General features: G+C 46.8%; 18 protein-coding genes. 13 read left to right on the top strand and 5 right to left on the bottom strand.

The genetic code is table 11. The features are described from left to right. Positions 1-13 precede the first annotated feature (13 nt). The 7 genes from AAC052_RS15955 (at position 14) to AAC052_RS15985 (ending at position 10,178) form a co-directional block, all read left to right on the top strand. A complete protein-coding gene (locus AAC052_RS15955) occupies positions 14-1,630 on the top strand; it encodes a mechanosensitive ion channel domain-containing protein (protein WP_339814484.1) in 1,617 nt (538 codons plus the stop codon). A gap of 43 nt (positions 1,631-1,673) precedes the next feature. Further along, entirely contained in the window at positions 1,674-2,390 is a 717-nt protein-coding gene (locus tag AAC052_RS15960; RefSeq protein ID WP_339814486.1) for a peptidoglycan recognition family protein, read from the top strand. Further along, on the top strand, positions 2,390-2,710 hold the full coding sequence (locus AAC052_RS15965) for a hypothetical protein (protein ID WP_317487503.1): 321 nt from the start codon (positions 2,390-2,392) through the stop codon (positions 2,708-2,710). Before AAC052_RS15960 ends, AAC052_RS15965 begins: the two co-directional genes overlap by 1 nt. A gap of 463 nt (positions 2,711-3,173) precedes the next feature. Next, positions 3,174-3,800, top strand: a complete 627-nt coding sequence (locus AAC052_RS15970) for a sigma-70 family RNA polymerase sigma factor (RefSeq protein ID WP_339814489.1) — start codon at positions 3,174-3,176, stop codon at positions 3,798-3,800. A gap of 141 nt (positions 3,801-3,941) precedes the next feature. After that, a complete protein-coding gene (locus tag AAC052_RS15975) occupies positions 3,942-4,994 on the top strand; it encodes a FecR domain-containing protein (RefSeq protein ID WP_339814491.1) in 1,053 nt (350 codons plus the stop codon). Between the two features lie 73 nt (positions 4,995-5,067). Further along, entirely contained in the window at positions 5,068-8,595 is a 3,528-nt protein-coding gene (locus AAC052_RS15980) for a SusC/RagA family TonB-linked outer membrane protein (RefSeq protein ID WP_317487506.1), read from the top strand. A 38-nt stretch (positions 8,596-8,633) separates the two neighbouring features. Further along, on the top strand, positions 8,634-10,178 hold the full coding sequence (locus tag AAC052_RS15985) for a RagB/SusD family nutrient uptake outer membrane protein (protein ID WP_339814493.1): 1,545 nt from the start codon (positions 8,634-8,636) through the stop codon (positions 10,176-10,178). Positions 10,179-10,316: 138 nt separating this feature from the next. Here the strand turns inward: AAC052_RS15985 and AAC052_RS15990 are convergent, their stop codons facing one another. The 5 genes from AAC052_RS15990 to AAC052_RS16010 all read right to left on the bottom strand — a co-directional run bounded on the left by AAC052_RS15990 (position 10,317) and on the right by AAC052_RS16010 (position 16,981). Continuing rightward, positions 10,317-10,760, bottom strand: a complete 444-nt coding sequence (locus AAC052_RS15990; RefSeq protein WP_339814495.1) for an RES family NAD+ phosphorylase — start codon at positions 10,758-10,760, stop codon at positions 10,317-10,319. Beyond that, entirely contained in the window at positions 10,757-11,215 is a 459-nt protein-coding gene (locus tag AAC052_RS15995; RefSeq protein WP_339814497.1) for an antitoxin Xre/MbcA/ParS toxin-binding domain-containing protein, read from the bottom strand. Before AAC052_RS15995 ends, AAC052_RS15990 begins: the two co-directional genes overlap by 4 nt. Before the next feature lie 45 nt (positions 11,216-11,260). Next, entirely contained in the window at positions 11,261-13,960 is a 2,700-nt protein-coding gene (locus AAC052_RS16000) for an ABC transporter permease (protein WP_339814498.1), read from the bottom strand. Next, positions 13,957-16,407, bottom strand: coding sequence for an FtsX-like permease family protein (locus AAC052_RS16005; protein WP_339814500.1), 2,451 nt, complete (start codon positions 16,405-16,407; stop codon positions 13,957-13,959). Before AAC052_RS16005 ends, AAC052_RS16000 begins: the two co-directional genes overlap by 4 nt. 232 nt (positions 16,408-16,639) lie before the next feature. Further along, complete coding sequence (locus tag AAC052_RS16010) at positions 16,640-16,981, bottom strand: PadR family transcriptional regulator (RefSeq protein ID WP_317487512.1); 342 nt, start codon at positions 16,979-16,981, stop codon at positions 16,640-16,642. Between the two features lie 268 nt (positions 16,982-17,249). On the opposite strand from AAC052_RS16010, the gene AAC052_RS16015 reads away from it, so the two are divergent. The 6 genes from AAC052_RS16015 to AAC052_RS16040 all read left to right on the top strand — a co-directional run bounded on the left by AAC052_RS16015 (position 17,250) and on the right by AAC052_RS16040 (position 21,616). Further along, positions 17,250-17,639: a DoxX family protein gene (locus tag AAC052_RS16015; RefSeq protein ID WP_317487513.1), complete on the top strand. Its 390-nt coding sequence runs from the start codon at positions 17,250-17,252 to the stop codon at positions 17,637-17,639. Positions 17,640-17,816: 177 nt separating this feature from the next. Further along, positions 17,817-18,305, top strand: a complete 489-nt coding sequence (locus AAC052_RS16020) for a YdeI/OmpD-associated family protein (protein ID WP_339814507.1) — start codon at positions 17,817-17,819, stop codon at positions 18,303-18,305. Between the two features lie 250 nt (positions 18,306-18,555). Beyond that, entirely contained in the window at positions 18,556-19,452 is an 897-nt protein-coding gene (locus tag AAC052_RS16025) for a pirin family protein (protein WP_339814508.1), read from the top strand. Positions 19,453-19,669: 217 nt separating this feature from the next. Next, positions 19,670-20,038, top strand: coding sequence for a YciI family protein (locus AAC052_RS16030; RefSeq protein WP_317487516.1), 369 nt, complete (start codon positions 19,670-19,672; stop codon positions 20,036-20,038). 2 nt (positions 20,039-20,040) lie between these two features. Continuing rightward, positions 20,041-20,385: a YciI family protein gene (locus AAC052_RS16035; protein ID WP_317487517.1), complete on the top strand. Its 345-nt coding sequence runs from the start codon at positions 20,041-20,043 to the stop codon at positions 20,383-20,385. Then, positions 20,372-21,616: a sigma-70 family RNA polymerase sigma factor gene (locus AAC052_RS16040; RefSeq protein ID WP_339814512.1), complete on the top strand. Its 1,245-nt coding sequence runs from the start codon at positions 20,372-20,374 to the stop codon at positions 21,614-21,616. The genes AAC052_RS16035 and AAC052_RS16040 overlap by 14 nt, the downstream gene beginning before the upstream one ends. Positions 21,617-21,673 lie beyond the last annotated feature (57 nt).

A 21,673-nucleotide genomic window follows, 5' to 3' on the forward strand; every position in this document is an offset into this window, starting at 1 on the left:
GAAACCAGGCATCATGCGTAAGCTCTTTCTTATAGTTCTCAGTGTTTTTCTTTACTCTTCAACAACGGCTCAGTCGGCCGACGCCCCAATCCAGGATTCAGTTTCGTTTAAGACTCCTTATCAAAGCATTTACACTTTTTTACGCTATCTGCAGGAAGACTCTTACTACCCGGAGTTAGCGGCGGGCATTGTCAAACAGACCCTGAGAAACAATGAAGAGGCCCAGGAAATAGTCGTGCAACTGAAGCAGGTGCTGGATGGCGAAGGGCATTTTATCTACCTCGAAGATTTGCCGAACGACCCTGATTACACAGATACGGTGTCGAGGCAAAACAGGTATGTGCTGGTGAGTGAATACCCCAATATCTATCTGGAAAAGTACAACGACAAATGGCTTTTGTCGGAGAAGTCTGTCAGAGAGATCGGCAAACTCCACGCAAAGGTCTTTCCATTTGGCACCGACAAGCTGCTGAACCTATTGCCGAAGCTCGGCACAAAAAAATACATGGGTCTGCATGTTTGGCAATTGGTAGGAATTCTCGTGTTGATCCTCGGCTGTGTGCTCATTCACAAGCTGCTGACTTTTCTTTTCGAAAAGATCATTATGCAGGCCCTGCTCCGGGCCGGCTACGAACGGTTGGCCGATGAATATATTTTACCAGTAGCCAGGCCGGTTAGTTTATTTGTTGTATTCCTGTTGCTATTTATTTTCATTCCTGTATTGCAGTTGCCACCAGGAACTATGCAGTATGTGGTAATGGGCGTAAAGGCTGCCCTCCCCTTCTTCGGCACGATGGTGTTCTACCACCTGGTGGAAATCCTTTGCGTGTATCTGCAGCGCCTGGCTTTAAAAACCAAAAGCACGCTGGACGATCAGCTGGTGCCTCTGGTAAGAAGAGCTTTAAAAATCTTTGTCGTGTTGGTTGGAGGCCTTTTCATCCTCGACAACCTCAATATACCCATACTTCCTCTGTTAACCGGCCTCTCCATTGGCGGATTGGCTTTTGCATTGGCCGCTCAGGACACCATCAAGAACCTGTTTGGCTCGCTGATGATCTTTATCGACAAGCCCTTTCAGATCGGTGACTGGATCACGTCAGGCGACATCGATGGCTCTGTGGAAGAAGTAGGCTTTCGCTCAACGAGGATTCGAACCTTTCGAAACTCCCTCACCTACGTGCCCAATGGCAAGCTTGCCGATGCCATGATCGACAACCACGGGCTGAGAGTGTACAGACGCTATTACACCAAGCTGGGCATTACTTACGACACACCGCCGCCACTTGTTGAAACCTTCGTGGAAGGACTAAAGGAAATCGTAAAAGCACACCCCATGACTCGCAAGGACTACATAGAAGTCAGCTTCAATGAGTTTGGGCCTTCCAGTCTGAACATCATGTTTTATATGTTCTTTGAGGTGCCCACCTGGTCGGAAGAACTACAGGGCCGTCACGAGATCAATCTGGAAATAATGAAACTGGCGGCACACCTGGGCATCAACTTTGCGTTCCCTACACAAACGCTGCACATCGAAAATATGCCAGGCAAACCAAGCCTGTCCCCGACGTATGAAGTGGAAAAGGCGGGGGAGAAGATGAAGACCTACTTTACATCAGCGCCAAAAAATTAATATCGTAACTTACCTTCGACTACAAAGTGTATATATACTGATTATGAAAGGGTATTCGATACTTGCCTCTGTTTTAGCTCTCGTGATAATTTCTTCCGTTGGCTGCGCTCAACAGGAAAAATCATCACAAAGTGCTGAGAAGACAGTCAAATCTCAAATTCTTCAGGTCGATACCATCCCTACCCTCAACGCTACTAAGCTGGAATTGACAAAACAGTATTGTTTGGAAAACTATGGCGTGGCGAGCTACAAGCTGGACAGCCCAAAAATTGTACTGGTGCACTTCACTGTCATTCCAACACTGGAAGAAACCGTGGCGTACTTTCAGAAAGATTCCATCGAATCGAGCCGAACCAACATCAGCAAGTTTAGTCAAATGAATGTGGGCATTCACTACATCGTTGACAAAGACGGCAGCATCTATAAGCTCGTTCCCGACACCGTAATTGCTCGTCACGCCATTGGCTTCAATCATGTCTCCATTGGTATCGAAAACATTGCCAAAGACGCAGCTGATCTCACTCCTGCTCAGCTGGAGAGCAATGTAAAGCTGATTGCAGTGCTGAAGGAAAGAAACCCTGGCCTGGAATATTTGGTAGGTCATCATGAATACAACGACACCTCGCTGGCTCATTACAAGCTGTTTCTGGCTGTTGATGAGTCGTACAAACCACACAACAAGCCAGATCCGGGGCCAAAGTTCATCGCTGATCTCAGGGAAAAGCTCAAAGCTGAACACAACCTAACTTTTATGAAATAATGATCGCCCGCATTTGGCATGGCTGGACTACCCCGGAAAACGAAATGGCCTACCAGACCATTTTACTTAATGAGGTCATTCCTGGCATCAAGGCAAAGAATCTACCCGGCTTCAGAAAGATGCAGGTCATGAAACGGCCTGTGGATGGCGAAACAGAATTTACAACGATCATGTATTTCGACAGTCTCGAGAACATCAAGAGTTTTACCGGAGATGACTACGAAACAGCCTACGTTCCTGAAAGAGCCAGGGCAGTACTGAAGAGGTTTGATGGCAAAGCCATCCACAGAGAGTTGGTAGAAGAAACTTCTATTAGTTGAGCGGATTGCTCATCAAACCTACCCTGGATACATCGTTTCAATAAGCAAAATCAAGCCTGCTACGTATCACATGGATTCAGAGCACAACAGTGCTTTGTTACTCCATATTCGAAAGTTCCAAAGCATCAGGATTATTGACTTATTCTTAATTTAACTGTCATTTTTTGTCGCTTGTAACAACATGCTCTGCTTTTTAGGCTAAAAAAACGCCAACCTCGCATTCCAGACATTTCTAATTTTCTTTTAGAAAAACTAAAAAGCACTATGAAATAACACTATCATAACGTACTTTATTGGTCGGTATTTGTTCTGTTTAGTAATATTGATTAAAAATGGTGTTAACGCCCACAAACTGATAGAGCGAAATATTTCTGATCTATTAATTCAAGTCGGCGCATATTACATCTATTTAATATCTGTTAACGGTATTACTAGGCAATCACTTGCCTCAACCAGCTAAAGTATGTCTCAGTTCGTCACTATTAACGAGTATAGCGGTGAACCCAATCTTTGGGATCGGCTGGTTCGGTATGGAGACAAAACAGCGCTTAGATCAATCTACTCCGCCTATGCCCAACTCCTGTTCAACTACGGCATGCACGTGACGCAGAACAAAGATTTGGTCAAAGATTGCATTCAAGACCTGTTTTTAGAGCTGCTAAAAAACCACGCAACCCTCGGCAAGTCCTCCTCAATCAGGTACTATCTGTACAAGGCACTTCGGCGAAAAATTATTTATGAGGAAAAGAAGATTACACGCCAAATGTCGAGCCAGGAGCATTTTTCAGACACAGATGGTGCCGAGGTATTCTTCGAATTTTCAGAAACAGTTGAAAAAGTTAATGCATTGAGCCGAAAGAAGCTTCTTCAGTCGGTTCAATCCTTGCCTAAAAGACAACAAGAGGTTATCCAATTAATTTTTTTTGAAAACCTAAGCAGAGACGAGGTTGCTGAGATCTTGGAAATTGACGCCAACTACCTGTACACCATTACCTGGAAAGCCATCAAGGCCCTGCGGAAAGTTTTGGTGCCTAAGCAGGTGATTCTACACCTCATACACATCCTCCTTGGCTTGTCTGCATTGAACTAACCTAATTCTACGCCAAAACATCTTCCTAAAAAACGCTGTTGTCGCCCTCAACCCGATAAATCAGAATTTTTTTCTCAAAAAAGGTAGAGATTCCATTTCTGCCTCCTTTTAGTATTAAACGTAGTCATAAAGCGAAAATTTATGAACCCTACCTTTAATACCGTAGAAGACCTAATCGTAGACAATTCCTTCAGAAAGTGGGTGCTTCAAAACGACCCCAAAGCAAAAGCGCAATGGCAGCAGTACCTTTCTGCGAACCCCGAAAAGAAAGAGCTGGTTGAAGAAGCCAAACAATTCCTCAAAAAGCTTCCAAGGGTAAACTATCAATTGCCCACCTCCGACTTAGAAATCATTTGGGCTCAAATTGAAAAAGCCTCCGAGTCTGAAATATATAATCAGGAGCAGACAATGGCGTCAACACCCACGGGTGCCCGGGTGCGGTCAATTTCCTCCAAATGGTACTACACGGCCGCCTCTATTGTCTTAATTCTAATTGCAGTCGGAATCAGCCAACGCTACAGCAGCCTGCTAGGAGACACAACTGTGTCTTTCCACACAAAATATGGCGAAAACCAAACGATTGAACTGCCCGATGGATCGGTGGTGACTCTGAATGCCAACTCGAGCCTGACGTATAACAGCGAACACTTCGATGACGACCGCAGAACGGTAAAATTGGACGGCGAAGCCTTTTTCAAAATAAGCAAGCGTGCCTTGCCAGGCGGCGGCAAAATTAAGTTCATCGTTGAAACAGCCGACCTGGAGGTAGAAGTTCTGGGCACGGAGTTTAATGTGAACACCAGAAGGGCTAGCACAAAAGTAGTACTTACCGAGGGCCAGGTACAGATCAAGCTCACGAAGACCGACAGTGTAGGGCCAATCACCATGCTGCCCGGCGAAAAAATCACATATACCTCAGGTCAGAAATCGCCAACGAAGGAGCAAGCTAAAGTGAATGTTGCCACCGCCTGGAAAGAAAATGAACTCATTTTCGAAGACACTCCCGTGGGTGAAATTATTCACGTGCTGGAAGACAATTATGGCCTGAGAATAAAACTGAAAAAACCAGGGATTGCTGAGCGGCATTACACGGGAAAATTCAAAAATCCTGACCCTGAAGTCATTTTAATGGCACTCTCAGGTCTGTTTGACCTGAAACTTGAGCGCCGCAACGGAACTGTTACTCTAAACTAAAGCTGCCTATGGAAAACCAATGTAGAACAATTAAAGATCGAACCAGTACCAAGGAAATTAAACTGCAAAACTTATGAAAATCTCTACAAAAAAATTTTTGTACTCGGTAGGATTTACCTTTCTACTCCTACTCTACCACAGTGGAATTGGGCAACCTGTCGATGACCTTTTGTTGTCAGCAGACGCTAGCTTATCCAACACCTATACTATAGAAGAAGCGCTCGAACACCTGGAAAAGAAACACCAGGTATCGTTTCACTATGAAACACAAATGGTCAGGAACGCAAAAGTTTCTGGCGATCTGTCTGATTTCGATCGGGAAGACCTGCAAGATGCACTGAGCATTTTGCTGGAACCCTTAAAGCTCAACTTTCGCAAACTGGATGATAACTATTACCTGATTGTGAAAGACAATACCCCAAAGAAAATTGAAGGCCAAAAGACAGCGGGCTTTACCACCTCTCTTGACAGGGGGCCACTGTACGCTTCAATTGCCAAGATCAATTCGTACCAGCTACCAAAAATCCCCGTTTTAAGAGAGCAGACCATATCCGGTAAAGTAACAGATGAGAAGACTGGAGAAGGGCTACCAGGCGTAACAGTACTAGCCAAGGGAACCACAACTGGCACAACAACTGACATGGATGGTCAGTACCGCCTTACTGTTGGCGATGAAGTCACCACTCTTGTATTTTCATCGATTGGTTTTGTTACCGTAGAAGTTCCTATCGCTGGCAGGTCCACTATCAATTTTGCGATGAAAGAAGACGTGACCAGCCTGGACGAAATTGTAGTTATTGGTTACGGTACGCAAAAAAGGTCGGATTTAACTGGCTCTGTTGGTTCTGTGAACACGGATCAGCTTCAGCAGCGCCCCGCACCTTCTTTAAACCAGGCCATCGCAGGCAGAATACCCGGCGTGCAGGTAAATATCAACTCAGGTCGCCCTGGTGGAAAATCGAATGTAAGAGTTCGTGGCTTCAGCTCTATCAACTCTTCCAATAACCCACTGTATGTAGTGGACGGAGTGCAGTTGCCAGTGGGCAATCAAACACAACGGAGCTCCGCCATTGACTATATTAACCCCAGCGATATCGTTTCTGTTGAAGTGTTAAAAGACGCTTCCTCAACAGCTATTTACGGCGCTAGAGGTGCCAATGGCGTTATCCTTATCACGACAAAAAAGGGCAAGTCAGGAGAAGGCAAAATCACCTATGATGGAATCTTCAGTGTAAACACCTATGGCCCTAACAAGCCAGAGGTGCTGAACGCAAAGGAATACCTGGAAGTGGAAGACCTTGCCTGGCGCAACATGGAAAAATTTGACCCAGACGGTTGGGCTGCTGGCAAATGGGCGTATCTAAATCCTGCGCTAAAAAGGACGGATCCGAGGCTTTTCGATGCCAATGGCAATCCCTACTACGACACTAACTGGATAGAAGAAACAACGCAGAACAAACTATCCCAAAATCATCAGTTAAACTTCAGCGGTGGTGATGATAAAACGACCTACTCATTCTCTTTGGGTTACAGAGATGATGAAGGCTTGTACAGAACGTCGTTTATGACCAGGTACTCAGGCAGACTGAATATCGAAACCAAAGTCAAAAAATGGCTTACAGTGGGCGCTAACCTCAGCTATAACTACCAAAAAGAAAACAATGTCGACTATAGCGATCAGGTGCCACGCCGAATGGTGGAAGATTTCCCATTCCTTCCTGTGTACTATCCCGACGGCACCTACGCCGACAACAGAGACTACCCTTTTGCCGAAGGAACTATGAGCTCAGTTCACAACCTACTGGAGCGTGAATACCTGATCAGTACACAGACCATGCTGGGTAGTGCTTTCACCAACATCACACTGGCAGAAGGCCTGGTTCTTCGCACTGTGCTTGCTTCCAACATTGTAACCCGAGGAACACAACGCTATGAAGGTCGCACTATCCAGATCGGCTCCCAGGGACGTGCCTGGCTTGCCGAGGAAGAAGAAGACTTTTGGTCATTTGAAAACTATTTGACCTACACTAAGAACTTCGCTGAAATTCATTCCTTCACAGGCATGCTTGGTCTGTCATGGCAGGAGTCGAATTATTTTGGTCAGTCTTCAGAAATCAGAAATTTCTCAACAGACTACTTCAAGTACAACAACCTGGGAGCTGGTAGCCAGAATTTGGGTGTGGGATCAGGTGCCAACAGAGAAGCGCTCAACTCGTATTTCGGTCGTTTCAACTACAGCCTGATGAACAGGTACCTCATCACATTTACCGGCAGAGCCGATGGTTCATCTAAGTTTGGCGACAACAATAAGTACGCTTTCTTCCCATCAACAGCGTTGGCGTGGAGAATAAGTGAAGAGGGTTTTATGCAGAGTGTCCCTGCTGTCTCCAATTTGAAGCTTCGTACAAGCTACGGTCTGACTGGTAACTCAGAAATACCACCTTATTCTTCTTTATCATTATTGGGTTCTGGCTACGCAGCCATTTTGAACGACAGCAGAGTGGGTGGCACAGGCATCAATCGCCTGGCAAACCCTGACTTAAGATGGGAAAAAACTGCACAAGCAGACGTTGGCATTGAATTGGGCCTTTTCAAAGGGAGAATAGGCATTGAAGCTGACTATTATTACAGGAAGACCACAGACATGCTGCTTGATGCACCGGTTCCGCAGACCAGTGGTTATGCAACTATCCGCAGAAACGTTGGATCGATGCAAAACAAAGGGCTTGAACTTGCATTGAACACTGTAAACATTGAATTCAACAGGTTCTCGTGGAATACCTCATTCAATATTTCGTTCAACCAGAACAAAGTATTGGAACTGGCTACCCGCTCAGACATCTTTGGAGTGGGTGGTCCTGGCATCACCAACCAAACAAGCATTATTCGTGAAGGCGAACCTGCTGGTGCTTTCTGGGGCCTTAACCGCCTGGGCGTGTGGGGAACCGACGAAGCTGCTGAAGCTGCTGAATTTACCAGCTATAGAAATGGTCTGACTATGCTGCCAGGCGACATCAAGTATGAAGACGTGAACGGTGATAAAGCCATCACAGATGCTGATAGAATGATCATAGGCAATGGTAGCCCTAAAGGATGGGGTTCGTTCATTAACAATGTACGGTTCGGTAATTTCGACCTGACATTGGATTTGCAGTTCATGTATGGCAACGATATCATGGACATGAACCTTCACTCAAGCGAAGACCGCCAGTCGCTGGCCAACAGCTACCGGACTGTACTGAACGCATGGACTCCTGAAAATCAGAACACCATGATTGCGCAGGTAAGAGACACCCGTGCAGGCTATGTAACCAACGTGGATACACATTGGGTGCAGGACGGCTCATTCATCAGGGGTCGAAACTTATTGCTGGGCTATTCCTTGCCAACAACAGCAGTTGAAAGAATCAAGCTTAGCAATGTCAGGATTTATGCTTCTACTCAAAACTTTTTCCTGATAGTAAGCGACGAAGTAATTGGTGATCCTGAGATTACCCCAATTCGTGGTAATGACAGTAACAATGTATTCTCGCAAGGGATGAAATGGCACGAGTACCCTAAGCCAACAGTATGGACAATGGGTATTCAGATTGGACTTTAGTCAGTGTCAGTTTTTCCAACCATAAAAAGACAAACATCATGAAGAAATATTCGATAAAAAACATAGGCAAAATCGTTTTGAGCGGCACATTGCTACTCTGGACAGGATGTTCAGGTTTTTTGGACGAAGAAGACCCATCTAATCTTACTCCTTCAAACTACTATACAATACCTGACCATGCGGAGGCAGCCGTCGCAGCCGTATACGATAACACCAGATTCTATGGTGACGGTGCCGGTATCTTCTCTTCCAACTGGCAACTTTTGGAGGGCCCTACCGGTACGTCTACCACGGAAACTGCTCAAAACTCAGATTTGAACAACTTGTATTCTCTCACCTGGGACGGCAACACTGGCCACATTCTCAACTGGTGGAGAGGTATCTATCGCCTGGTTGCCCAGGCCAATCTGGTGCTGGACAGGGTTCCAGACATAACGCCGATGGATGAGGCACAAAAAGCTAGAATTCTCGGACAAGCCAGGTTTTTGCGAGCATGGGCCTATTTCTACGCTGTGAGGCTGTGGGGAGATGTTCCATTGATCCTGGAACCACAAACGGCCTCGTCAGAAAACTTCTACCCGTCTCGTGCCACTCAACAGGAGGTGTACGACCAGATTGTTGCAGATTTAACGGTTGCGGAGGCAGCCGAACTTCCATGGACCGACGTGACCGGCAGGGTCTCTACCTCGGCTGTCAAAGCAATGCTCGCAAAAGTGTATCTTACTATGGCCGGTAAACCGCTGGACAAGGGGAGTTCGCACTATAAGTTAGCTGCCGACAAAGCGAAGGAAATTATTGACAACGCAGGTGAACTAGGGCTTTTTGATACCTACGCTGAAGTCCATGACGAAAGCCTGGGAAACAGGAAAGAGCACATCTTCAGTTTACAGTACAATAACCTGGTGGCAGACAACCCAATGGGTAATATGTTCCCGAACTTTAAGCCTGTGAGCTATCGTGGCCCTTCCGGAACGGGTAGTACAGTTCCCACCTTGTCGTTCTACAACTCCTATGAAGACGGAGACATCAGAGCGGTGGATCAGGAAGGCTATTTCTATACTACCTACTACACCAATGGTAGTGGAGCACCATTTGACCTCGGCGCACCATATATCTTCAAGCATTTCAATGTTATTGCCAACGGCACAGAAGGGGTTCCTGGAACTGCCAAGGACAATCTCAATGTGCCAATGATTCGTTATTCAGAAGTGCTTCTGATTTATGCAGAGGCACAAAATGAAGTGGCCGGCCCCTCGCAAGCTACTTACGATGCGCTTAAGGCTATAAGAGACAGAGCGGGGCTGATAACTCCTGCTTTAGGAACGTTCAGTCAGGCTACCTTCAGAGAGGCTGTTTGGAAAGAGCGCTGGTTTGAATTCTGCTATGAAGGCATCACCTGGTTTGATATGATCAGGCTGCGAAAAGTGTTCAATGAAACCAACGGTGGGTTTGATGATTTTGTCGGGCACGTCAACCTAAACTCCGATCAGGCACTTCAGGCTAAGCATCTATTGTTTCCAATTCCAATACAGGAAATAGTGAACAACCCGAATCTCGCACCTCAAAATACAGGGTATAATTAACTAATCAATTAAACTCTGCCCTCCCCGGTTGCATTCATAGGGTTTTGCAATCGGGGAGTTTTTTTTCTGGCTCCCACCAAGTAGAAATACTTCCTACAAGCTTGGTCAAGCTTGTATTATAGCCGACAGGGCAAAGAATCAGAACCTCCTATCGAAGGAAAACTCCTCGGAACTAAGTAGCCTGATTTTTTTGAAGTCTTGATGGCCGGGATTCAAAATGTAGTTAAACTCCTGGGGAATAATAGCCGATGGGACTCTGAGCACAGCAGTGTTACCACTTTTCACCCATTTATCACCCACATTTCTTGTCGACACTTGCTGTGAAAATTCCCTCCAGTTGCCGGGTAGGTCATTTAAAACCACCCTATCAATAGCAACATCATCGGGTATCTCAATCGTCATTACCCTAAATCCAGCATCAAGCCCTTCCCCACTCCTGTGCACCAAATTCTCTAGGCAGGCCAGTGACCTTGATCCGGCAGTATATATAACAAAAGTACCTTTTGAATTCCATCTTGCCACAAACCCGGAAGCATACATGCTTGTGCTAAACTTAGCCAGCGTAATCCGATAAACCTTCACGCTGTATCACCATGCTGAATGCGATCCAGCTCTTCGCTGATGAGATCAATACCATCAGAGGTTTTGATAAGGTGTAAAGGAATGCGATTATCAATGCCGAAGGCAGGCTTAATAAGCCAATTGAGGAAAGACGCTCGTGTGCCAAATGTATCAGCTCCTTTTCGGTAAAGAGCTACCAGCTTCAGCATTAGTTCACTTTTGGCAGGGCTGAACTTGATATGCTGCGCCTGATATTTATGAATAGTTTTAGGGTTAAGCTCAACGACCTCAGCCATATAATCGTGGTGACCAAAAAGCCCCACTACATCGTCAAAAATGGTAGCAGGCACCCCTTCAAGTGCTTCAAAGGCCAAGGTGGTGTGGTTAGAAACTCTTGGCCTAAGTCTCTGATAGATGACCTCAGGCTCTTCCGCCATCATCTTACGGCCCAAGCCATCCACATTATAGTTCTTCATAAAACGAAGTTAGGAATTTTTTCCTGAAAAAAAAGAATATTTTCTCTATTCAGTTCTCAGTGCATCAACCGGATTTTTCTCCGAGGCCCGTAACGTCTGAGAGGCGATGGTTACCACCCCCAAAAAAAGTAAAACCACAGCCCCAAGAAAGAGCGTGCCATAGCCCAATGCTACCCTGTTGGGAAAATTTTGCAGCCATAAATTATTAACGAAATAGCTCAAAGGGGCAGCTATCACGACGGAAACGACAAGCAATACCACAAACTGCCTGGACAATAGTAAAACAATACTAAGCCCCGAAGCGCCCAGCACCTTTCTAATGCCAACTTCCTTCGTTCTTCTTTCGGTGGTGTAGGTGGCCATACCAAGCAAGCCCAAACACGAAATAACGATAGCAAGAAATGCAATGACGCCGATGATGGTCACCAAATCGCCCATCCAGAGGTTTACATTGACAAGCTGGTCGTTGTAAAACTTATACTTAAACGGATGGGCCGGATCTATGGACTTCCACTTCGCCTCCATTGCGGCCAACGCTCCCGCTGGATTCCCCGGGCTTATCCGAACGTTCAAATAGCTGAAATGCTCCGGTTCGTTGATAAACATCAAAGGCCCAATCTGATCCTGCATCACGGGGGTCTGAAAACGAAAGTCTTTCATGATGCCTATCACTTCTCTGGGTTTTTCGTATCCGTAAACCGTCACCAGCTCTCCCAGCGCATTAGCGGCAGATACATAACCCAGTGATTTGGCCCCGGTTTCATTGATCATAACAAACCGGCCAGCCTCGTCCACAACCGGAAGATTTCGACCTGCTACTACCGCAAGGCCCAGGTTTCCCAGAAACCCTGAGTCAACCCTGAGATACTCGAAAGCAATTGGATCACTCTCACTGTCGCTGGGCTTCACGCCAATGCCATTGGTCATAGCCATTGCAGGGAGAAACTCACAAGCCGAAATACCAGAAACACCTGGGATCGAACTCATTTCTGAAATGAGAAGTTGGTAGTCGTTGCCCTGTAAAGGCACGTTCACAATATTCTCCGAATCAAACCCATATTCAAACTCCACAAAGTGCCTGAACTGCCTGAAAATTAAAATAGAGGTGACAATAAAGAAAAGCGAGATGACAAATTGAAAGGACAGCAAAACTTTGCGAAAACCCAGCTTCGACCGACTGTCCTCATTTAGCTTTTTGAGGGATTTCAATGGAGAGAAACCGGACAACCTAACTGCCGGATAAAGGCCGGCAATGACGCCTGTTACAACAGCCAGACCGACGAAGCCAGCATAGACGACCGGGCTGCCTCCCAGGTCGAAATGGAGAAATTTATTGGCCCACAACCCCTCGAAGCCTGGTTTAAGAATCAGTAAAAGGGCAACTCCCATGACCAATGCCAGCAACGACGTAAGCACAGATTCGATCATGAATTGTGTGACAAGATTTCCCCTTTTGGCTCCGTTTACTTTTCTCACACCAATCTCTTTTGCCCTCGTCAGTGCCCTGGCTATCGATAAATTGGTATAATTGAGGCAAGCAGTTAGCATGATTATCAGTGCTAAGAAGCCAAGGATGTAATAGCCCTCTACAGGGAGTTGAAGACTGGGCGGATTACCGACGAAAATACCCGGTGTTATTTTCGTGAGCGGTTGAGGAATCAGTTTTAGCCCTTTCAAGTCTTCATTGCCTTCATACTTTTGCACCACCAGCTGATCCAGAGCACTTATCAAATCAGTCACTGTTTTGCCCTCCTGGAGTGTAGCGTAGGTGTAACTGTACGAATACCGTTGCCAATCATCCACATGGTTTTCCGTCTTCTTTTCACGCTGCAACGCTGGTAAAGACGCAGTAGATACAAGCACATCAAACTTGAGATGCGATTTGTATTTCTCTGCATCCAGAACACCCGTGATGGTAAATTGTCCCCAATCAACGGGGCTGGAGCCCGTCTCACTGCCAAAGTCAAGCTGAATGATTCTAAGTCCCCGGTCAAAAAACCTGACGGGCTTACCCAACAAATCCGAATAAGAGCCATCGTTGCCAACAAGCCGTTTGGCTACCTCGCTGCTGATAATCATCAAATTAGGGGCCTGGAGGGACGCCGATTCGTCTCCCACTTCCAATTCGAAGCCAAGGACTTGAAAGAAAGTCGGGCCGGCAAAATAGCCTGTAAGTTCTATGCTCTTGTCGCCCACCACAAGTTCGCCACCAACACCCGGCACCAGCTGAGTGGCTGCCTCCACAATGGGGAAGTCCTGGGTTAAAGACTCTTCCAACGGAAAGGGGCTTGAAGCATTTGGCGCCGAAGACCTGGGGATTTTTGATAGAATTCGATAGGTTCTGTCCTTGCTGAGCGAGAATTGATCATAACTTTTCTGGTCTGCCAGCATCAATAATATGAGCATGCAAACCGACATAGCGGCAGCAAGCCCAAAAATATTGATGAGCGAGAATGCCTTGTACCTTAAGATGTTCCTCACTCCAACTTTTAAATAATTCTTGAGCATGGCTTTTCTGTTTATTTGAAACCTATAAACCACGGGCCTCATAATAGCGGGCCGAAAAAGAAATACCACATCGGCAACCAATCGCCGATTGGCTTTGCGATAACCTGAAACGGCCAGCCTCTCGGCATGCAGTTCCATCAAATCGCCTTCTATGCCAGGAAGCAGGTCTGGATCGCAAAACCAGCGAAGGAATTTGAGTGCCCAATTTGGTGGCCGATTATTTAAATTCTTCATCATTCCATCCTTAGCGCCTCTACCGGATTTGTGCGGGAAGCCCTCAGCGTTTGTGAGCCTATCGTTAGCAGTCCAAGAAGCAAAAGAATACCTGACCCTATAAAGACAGTTCCAAACCCAAATTCGACCCTGTTAGGCAGGTACTGTAGCCAGAGATTGTTGAGAAAGTAGCTTGCCGGTGCGGCAATACCTACTGATATAATCAGCATCAGCAAAAGCTCTTTGCTTAGCAACAATGCAATGGCGAGCTCCGGAGCCCCCATCACTTTACGAATACCCACTTCCTTGGTACGGCGCTCAACAGAGTAGGTAGCCATGCCCAGTAGCCCCAGGCAGGCAATCAAAACCGACAGAAAAGCGATAAAGCCCAGAATGGAAACGATATCGAAAATAGCCTGATGGATGGCAGCCAGCTGCTCATCAAAGAACCGGTACTTAAAAGGATGCACCGGGTCAACCGATTCCCATTTGGCCTTTAGCACCTCCACCGTACCCATTAAATCGTCAGACGAAAGCTTAACGTTCAAAAAGCCATACTGCTCCAAATCGCTTCGCATGGCCAATGGCGATATTTTGTCCTCATTGACCAAAATTTTAAACTGAAAATCTTTCACAACCCCCGCTACCTCAAGCGTATTTCCCCACTCGGTCTCATATAATTGTCCGACCATGTCGGCGGGGTGCTCAAATCCCATGACCCTCACAGCCGCTTCATTCACTAAAATGTGTTTATCCGTCCCTTGTCCGTGAGGCGGCAACGGTTTGCCAGCTATCAGTTTGATGTCCAGTGTCTCAATAAAGTGTTCATCGGTGCGCAGGCTCCCAAACTGGGTATACTCATCTTCGGAACCCAGCTTTCTCAAAGTAAAGTTGTTGTTGGTACCACCCGCTGGAATAATGTCGCAGGCTGAAATGGACGTTACCCCCGGAACCGACGAAAGCGCTGTTCTTACCAGCTCATCATCAACTCCCTGTAGTTCAATATTGACGATGTTTTCGGTAGCGAAGCCATATTCGAAATTGATGTAGTGCTTGAACTGGCGGAAAATGAGAATGGAAGTAACAATGAAAAGCAACGACACAACAAACTGAGACACTCCCAACACTTTTCGTAAACCCATTTTTCCACGACCAGCCGTGGCATTGGCTTTCAAAACCTTTACAGGCTGATACGACGCCATGACAAACGCCGGATACAAACCAGCAAAAATTCCTATCGCCAAAGCGAAGCCCACAAAAATGAGGTAGACTCCCCAGCCCGTAGGAAAATCAAAGCTAAAGTGCTGATTCAGCCATAAATTCATGAAAGCTGGCTTCAGAAAAAGAATAAGTATCAACCAGGCAAAGGCCAGCGAAAGCAAGGACATCAGTACCGACTCACTCAGGAACTGGAAAACCAGATTGCCCCTGTGTGCGCCATTGGTCTTTCGCACGCCAATTTCTCTTGCTCTGGTAGTAGCACGGGCAATGGACAAGTTCATATAGTTAAGACAGGCACATACCAGCACCACAAGGGAAAGCAATCCCAAAAAGTAATAACCGAATGCTGGCAGTCGGTAATTGGTATCGTTGTTCTCCAGCCCCATAGCAATATCAGCCATCGGCTGGCCCTTAAAGATGATATTCCTTTTTCCTTCATCCTCCATGTTCTTGTACATGCGAACGCCAAGGGACTGCAAACCGGCCTGGAGGTCAGCTTCGGTGCCGGATTCGTCCATCACCACATAGGTATAGTTTTGCCAGTAATGCTCCCAGTTGTCGGTCAGGTTCTCCAGCTTGCTTTCCGTATACAACCTCTGCCGGGTAGCCATCGACATTAGCACATCAAAATGGATATGAGACCGGTAAGGCTCATCAGCAATGACCCCGGTTACTGTAAAGTTCCCCCATTCAACGGGTGCCGCTCCACCTGATCCATGGTCGAGCGGAAAAGGCAGTTGCCGGTCTGCAAAAGACACTACCTTGCCAAGAGCATCTTCTTGCCCAAAAAGATTGGCTGCCAACTCGCTTGACAGCACAATTGAATTCGGGGCCGACAGTGCCGAGATTTTGTTACCTTTTTGAAGATCGAAATCAAATACTTCAAAAAATTGCGGTTCGGCAAAATAGCCACGCATTTCCAGAAGCTTTTGCCCGTACTCCACATCCCCTCCCACACCAGGCATCAAATGAGTGCTTTGTTCGACGGCCGGATACTCAGTTCGCAACACCTCTGCTAGCGGAAAGGGAGAGGTAGCATAAGCCTGCCTGAAATCTTCCGAATCGGTCAGAATCCGGTAAATCCTGTCCTTTTTTGAATGAAACTGGTCATAGCTGTGCTGGTCGGCCAGCATGAGAATCACCAGCATACACACCGACATGGCCACTGCCAACCCGAATACATTAATGAAGGAAAACGCCTTGTACTTAAGGATATTCCTCAAACCCACTTTCAAATAATTTCTGAGCATACCGTAACTGTTTAAATGGTAAGAGCCTTCCATTGGCCTGATAATTCCGGGCCTGAAAAGCAGTAAAACATCAATAATAAATCTACGGTTAGCCTTACTCCGACCCGACTTGCCGAGCCTTTCGTTGTATAATTCCATCAAATCGCCCTCAACCCCAGGCAGTAAATCCGGGTGGCAAAACCAGCGAAAAAACCGGTGCCAAAATTTCGGCGGCGAGGTTATATCGTTCATATCAGCTCACAAACTTCACATCAAAGGCCACTTCGGGGATGGCCGCCCACATTTCGTTTCTAGTGCTTCGGGTGTACTCCATTGCCTTTTTTCCAAGAGCAGTAATCTGAAAGTACCGCTTCGGTCGACCTGCTCTCTCTTGAGTAGCTTCGCCGTCCTTCGATTCCAAATAGCCTTTCTGCTCAAGCCTCTTAAGTGCCGTTTGCAATGCTCCTACACTCACGTTGCGGGAAAGTCTCTCTTCAATTTCCTTTTTGATAGAGACTCCATAAGCGTCGCCATGCAAAATGCCTACCGTAAGCATGACTACCTCTTCGAACTCTCCCAATTGAAACTTCTTCATTTGCCTGATAATTAATTCCTAAATGTAGTATTACAAAGAATGGAAGTTTCTAGATAATTTCCTAATTGTAGTAATATTTTATTTTGGAGTGGTTTAAAAGATGCGGGAATGGTTTAGACGCAGAATAGAGACAATACGTTACATCCCCTTCTGCAAAAAATGATGCGTTAAATCGATGCCGCAATCGGCCCTTCATATTGCCGTATTTACACATCGAACGAAAAAGTTAAGCTCCCCAACTTTGTATCGTACCAAAAAAGAAACAACCATGGCTACTTTAACACTAGAAAAATCAACCAAAAGTGACAAGATCATCTTTTGGGTATTTACAAGCGTTTTCGTTCTGTTTGACGGCGTCGGCGCTATTGGCTTTAATACGCCCCTCGCCATTGAAGGCATTGCTCATCTGGGCTTCCCCGATTTTTTCCGTGTTGAGCTTGGCATTGGAAAAATCATTGGGGGTATTCTCCTTATTGTTCCGCAAGTACCTCACCGACTAAAAGAATGGGCCTATGTAGGGTTTGGCATTTCCACCCTTTCAGCGATTATAGGCCACCTGGCTGTGGACAGCAGCTTGGAACATGTGTACCTGCCGCTAATTGTCCTGCTGGTGCTGGTCGTATCCTATGTATACTACCACAAGACCAGGGCATACTGAAAAACAAGAATTTGACGAGTTCATAATATCCAAGTTGACTAATGGTGCGGGTCTACCGGCACCATTTTTTATTCCATAATGCCTCCACGTCGGTTCCTTTCCCAGGGCTTTTCGAATCAATTCGGTATTTTTTATTTACTCGAATCAAGCAGTTAAATTGCATCACAATCATCAGCTATGACCAACATTCCACTCGTTGACGGCGACTACCTTCTGCAAAAATTTCCCGGCAAGGGTGGCTGGACTTACGCTCAAATTCCGGAGGTGCTTCAGGATAAAAGCTTTCCATTTGGATGGGTTCGTGTGCGTGGAAGCATCGACGACTACGAGTTGAAAGGCTATAAGCTTGCACCAATGGGCAATGGCCAGCTTTTTCTGCCTGTAAAAGCTGAAATCAGGAAGAAGATTGGCAAGCAAGAGGGCGACACCGTAAAGATCATTCTTTACAAAGACACACTTCCTCTTGAAGTGCCTCAGGAAATCATCGATTGCTTCTCAATGGAGCCACCAAAAGCCTACGAAAACTTTCAGAAGTTCTCAGAAAGTGAACAAAAATACTACCTCCAATGGGTATATGGTGCTAAAACAGAAGACACCAAAGCCAACAGGATCGTGAAAATGATGGACCGATTGGCAGCCGGCAAAAAGATGTACGATCCGGATTAATGCTAATCCCGGCAGGCCGAGTCCTTTGATTCCTCATAGGCTTCCTTTGACGTATCTCCTCTCAGGAGGGCAGGGCGAAAAATGGTGGCGGGTTGAGCGCCTAGCTAGTGCGTTAATTTTTCGATGATTTTTGGTTACTTTTCATCAAGGAAAAGTAACAGCCAGCCCGGCTTAAGGGCAAAACGCTAAAACCTAAAGAATGCCATTGTAATTCGCATGTAACTTGTTTTTACCTCATAACAGAACCACCATGTCCAACATTGACCTCATCATTGAAGAACGCCCCGCCGATATTGGCCACTTTTTAGTCGGTCGCCTCCTCCCCTTCCGTGGCCGCCGCATGGTAGGCCCATTCATCTTTATCGACCACATGGGTCCGGCCGTGATGGGGCAGGACGACAACCTGGACATTGGCCCGCATCCTCACATTGGACTTTCTACTCTCACCTACCTGTTCGAAGGACACGTAGTACACAGAGACACATTAGGCTCCCATATGGAAATCAATCCCGGCGAAGTGAACTGGATGACCTCTGGAAAAGGTATCGTACATTCAGAACGGACGCCTGAATACCTGCGAAATGCTGGCAAAACCCTGCACGGTTTGCAGATTTGGGTGGCCTTGCCCAAAGCCCTGGAGCAGATGGAACCAGAGTTTTTCCACGTGGCCAAAGAAGATATCCCTACCTGGGAAAAAGACGGAGCAAGCTTCAAACTCATAGCCGGAGAGGCTTTTGGCAGAAAGTCACCAGTGCCGGTCTACAGCCCACTCTTTTTGCTGGAAATAAAAACCCGGGAGAAAAAAACCATCGACATTAGCAAAGACCTGTTTGGCGATGTAGGTCTGTATATTCTTGAGGGACAAATAGAAAACGAAGGCAACGTGCACGAGCCCAAGCGCATTCTTGTGGCAAAAGACAGCAGCCTGTGTCATTTTGAAATGCACGAAAACACAACGGTGTATGTGTTTGGTGGTGAAGCCTTTCCCGAAACCCGGCATATCTACTGGAACTTTGTTTCCTCAGACCCTGAGCTGATCGAAGAGGCAAAAAGAGACTGGCACGAGCAAAAATTCCCTCTCATCGAAGGAGAGACTGACATCGTTCCGTTGCCCCCCCAGGCCTTTGGTTTTAAACCGAAAGTGTAACCCAGACTACAAAAGTTTGGTAGGCAATGGAAGCGACACTGTCATTACAGCGTCAGCAGATTTTGCCAAGGCCGCTTTAAGCGGCTAAACTTTTGTAGTCTTTTGCCTGTAGAACCTTCTCCTCACCAATTATTTCTCCCCGGCTGTCCGGATTTCCAAAACAGGATTGTCTTTCCCCTACAACGAATGTGAAACACAAACGCTTATCTTTATCAACATGGAAAAGTTTATGCTTATTGTTAGGGAAGACCTTAGCCGGATCAGCAAATTGACAACAGAAGAAAGGCTGTCTACCTCGCCAGATATGATGCCCTGGGTGGAATCGCTGATCGCCTCCGGCAAGTACATTACCGGCCAGCCTCTTATGCTCACCGGCCGATATGTAACACAGCATGGTGTAACGTCCGACGGCCCATTTATCGAATCAAAAGAAGGCGTAAGCGGCTACGATATCATTGAAGCCGAGAACATTGAGGAAGCAGTGAAAATTGCCCAGAGCTGCCCGATGGTTAAAATCGGTCATGCCATCAGGGAAGTGCGCCCTTTGATGAACATGGATGAATTTTTTCCAAAAGACGACAAATAGAAATGGAAAAATTTATGCTGATCATTCGTGAAGACCTTGCCCGCCTGGGTAGTCAATCCGTGAGCGAAAGGATGGATAGCATGCCGGTGATGACACGGTGGATCGAGTCGATTGCTGAAGACGGCAATTACCTGGCCAGCCATCCACTCTGGGCTACCGGCACCCTGGTGACAAAAGACGAAGTCATGTCAGATGGCCCTTTTCTGGAGTCGAAGGAGGGCGTCAGTGGTTACATCCTTATTTCTGCCGAGAACATCCGGCAGGCCTCTTCCTATGCACAAACCTGCCCGCTGGTGATCTCAGGACAGCTGATGATTGAAGTCAGGCCCGTATTTGAAGAAGTTTAGTGAAGCCATGAATGAAGTACAGCAGCAGGTAGCCTCTCTTTATCGGGAGCAATTCGGAAAAATGGTGGCCTCCCTGCTGTACTCTTCCAGTAATATCGATCCTGAGCTGGCCGAAGACCTGGTACAGGACACCTTCTCTGCTGCGCTGACAGACTGGGAACAAAACGGGATTCCCTACAATCCAAAGGCCTGGCTGTACAAGGTTTGTAAAAACAAGGCCATTAACCGGATAAAAAGGGACGCCCGCCTCGAAGCGCTGTCGGAAAAAGAAACCGTTCAGGAGGTTGAGCAGAGATTCTCCGAATCGCTACTCGACGACCAGCAACTAAAGCTCCTGTTTGCCTGCGCCCACCCCGATCTTTCTCCCAAAATACAGGTAGTGATCACCCTTAAGTATGTGGCCAACCTACGGGTGGAAGCTATCGCCAATGTACTGGGCATGACCATCGATGGAGTGGATAAGCTGCTGGTGCGTGCCCGGCAAAAAATCAAGAACGAGAAGATCCTGCTCACCGAACCGACCACAGAAGAGCTGGCCGCCAGGCTTCCGGTGGTTCACAAAGTCATCTACCTGCTTTTCAATGAAGGCTACCGGGCCTCGGCTGGTAAAGACCTGATGCGGGAAGAGCTGTGTGAAGAGGCGCTTATTATTACCAGGCAATTGATGGGCAGCCCACTGCCTAACGAGGAAACGATGGCGCTTTATGCGCTGATGCTTTTTAATGCCGCCAGGTTTGAAGCCCGGTTTGGCAAGGGTGGTGAGCTGCTTGACCTCGAACAGCAGGACCGCTCACGCTGGAACCAGCAGTTGATTGCCCTGGGCTCTGACTACCTCACGAAAGCCGAAACGAAAAATCTCTCCACCTATCACCTGGAAGCCTCCATTGCTTATTTTCACTGCACCAGCCCTACCTTCTCGGAAACGCCCTGGCGCAAAATAGTAACCCTGTACGCTAGGTTGCTGGATCTTCATCCCAATCCGTTTATCGAGCTCAACTACGCCATTGCCCTGTTTTACAATGGTGACACTCAAAATGCCTTTGAAATCCTACTGAACCTCAGACGACATACGTTTCTGAACCGCTCTTACCTGCTGCATGCTACGCTAGGCAAGCTCTACTATCTGCATGGTGATAAAGCAAGGGCGAAAGAATTCTTATGTAAGGCAACGGAAAATGCTCAGTTTGAGAGGGAGCGGAAGTATATAGAGAAGCTCATCGAAAAAATATAAAAAACAGCGGCTTCTGGAATACCTCTCTTCGGAATTGAAACCCCGCAGCCCTACCCT

Source organism: uncultured Imperialibacter sp., from assembly GCF_963974565.1.
In the GTDB taxonomy this organism is placed as follows: domain Bacteria; phylum Bacteroidota; class Bacteroidia; order Cytophagales; family Cyclobacteriaceae; genus Imperialibacter; species Imperialibacter roseus.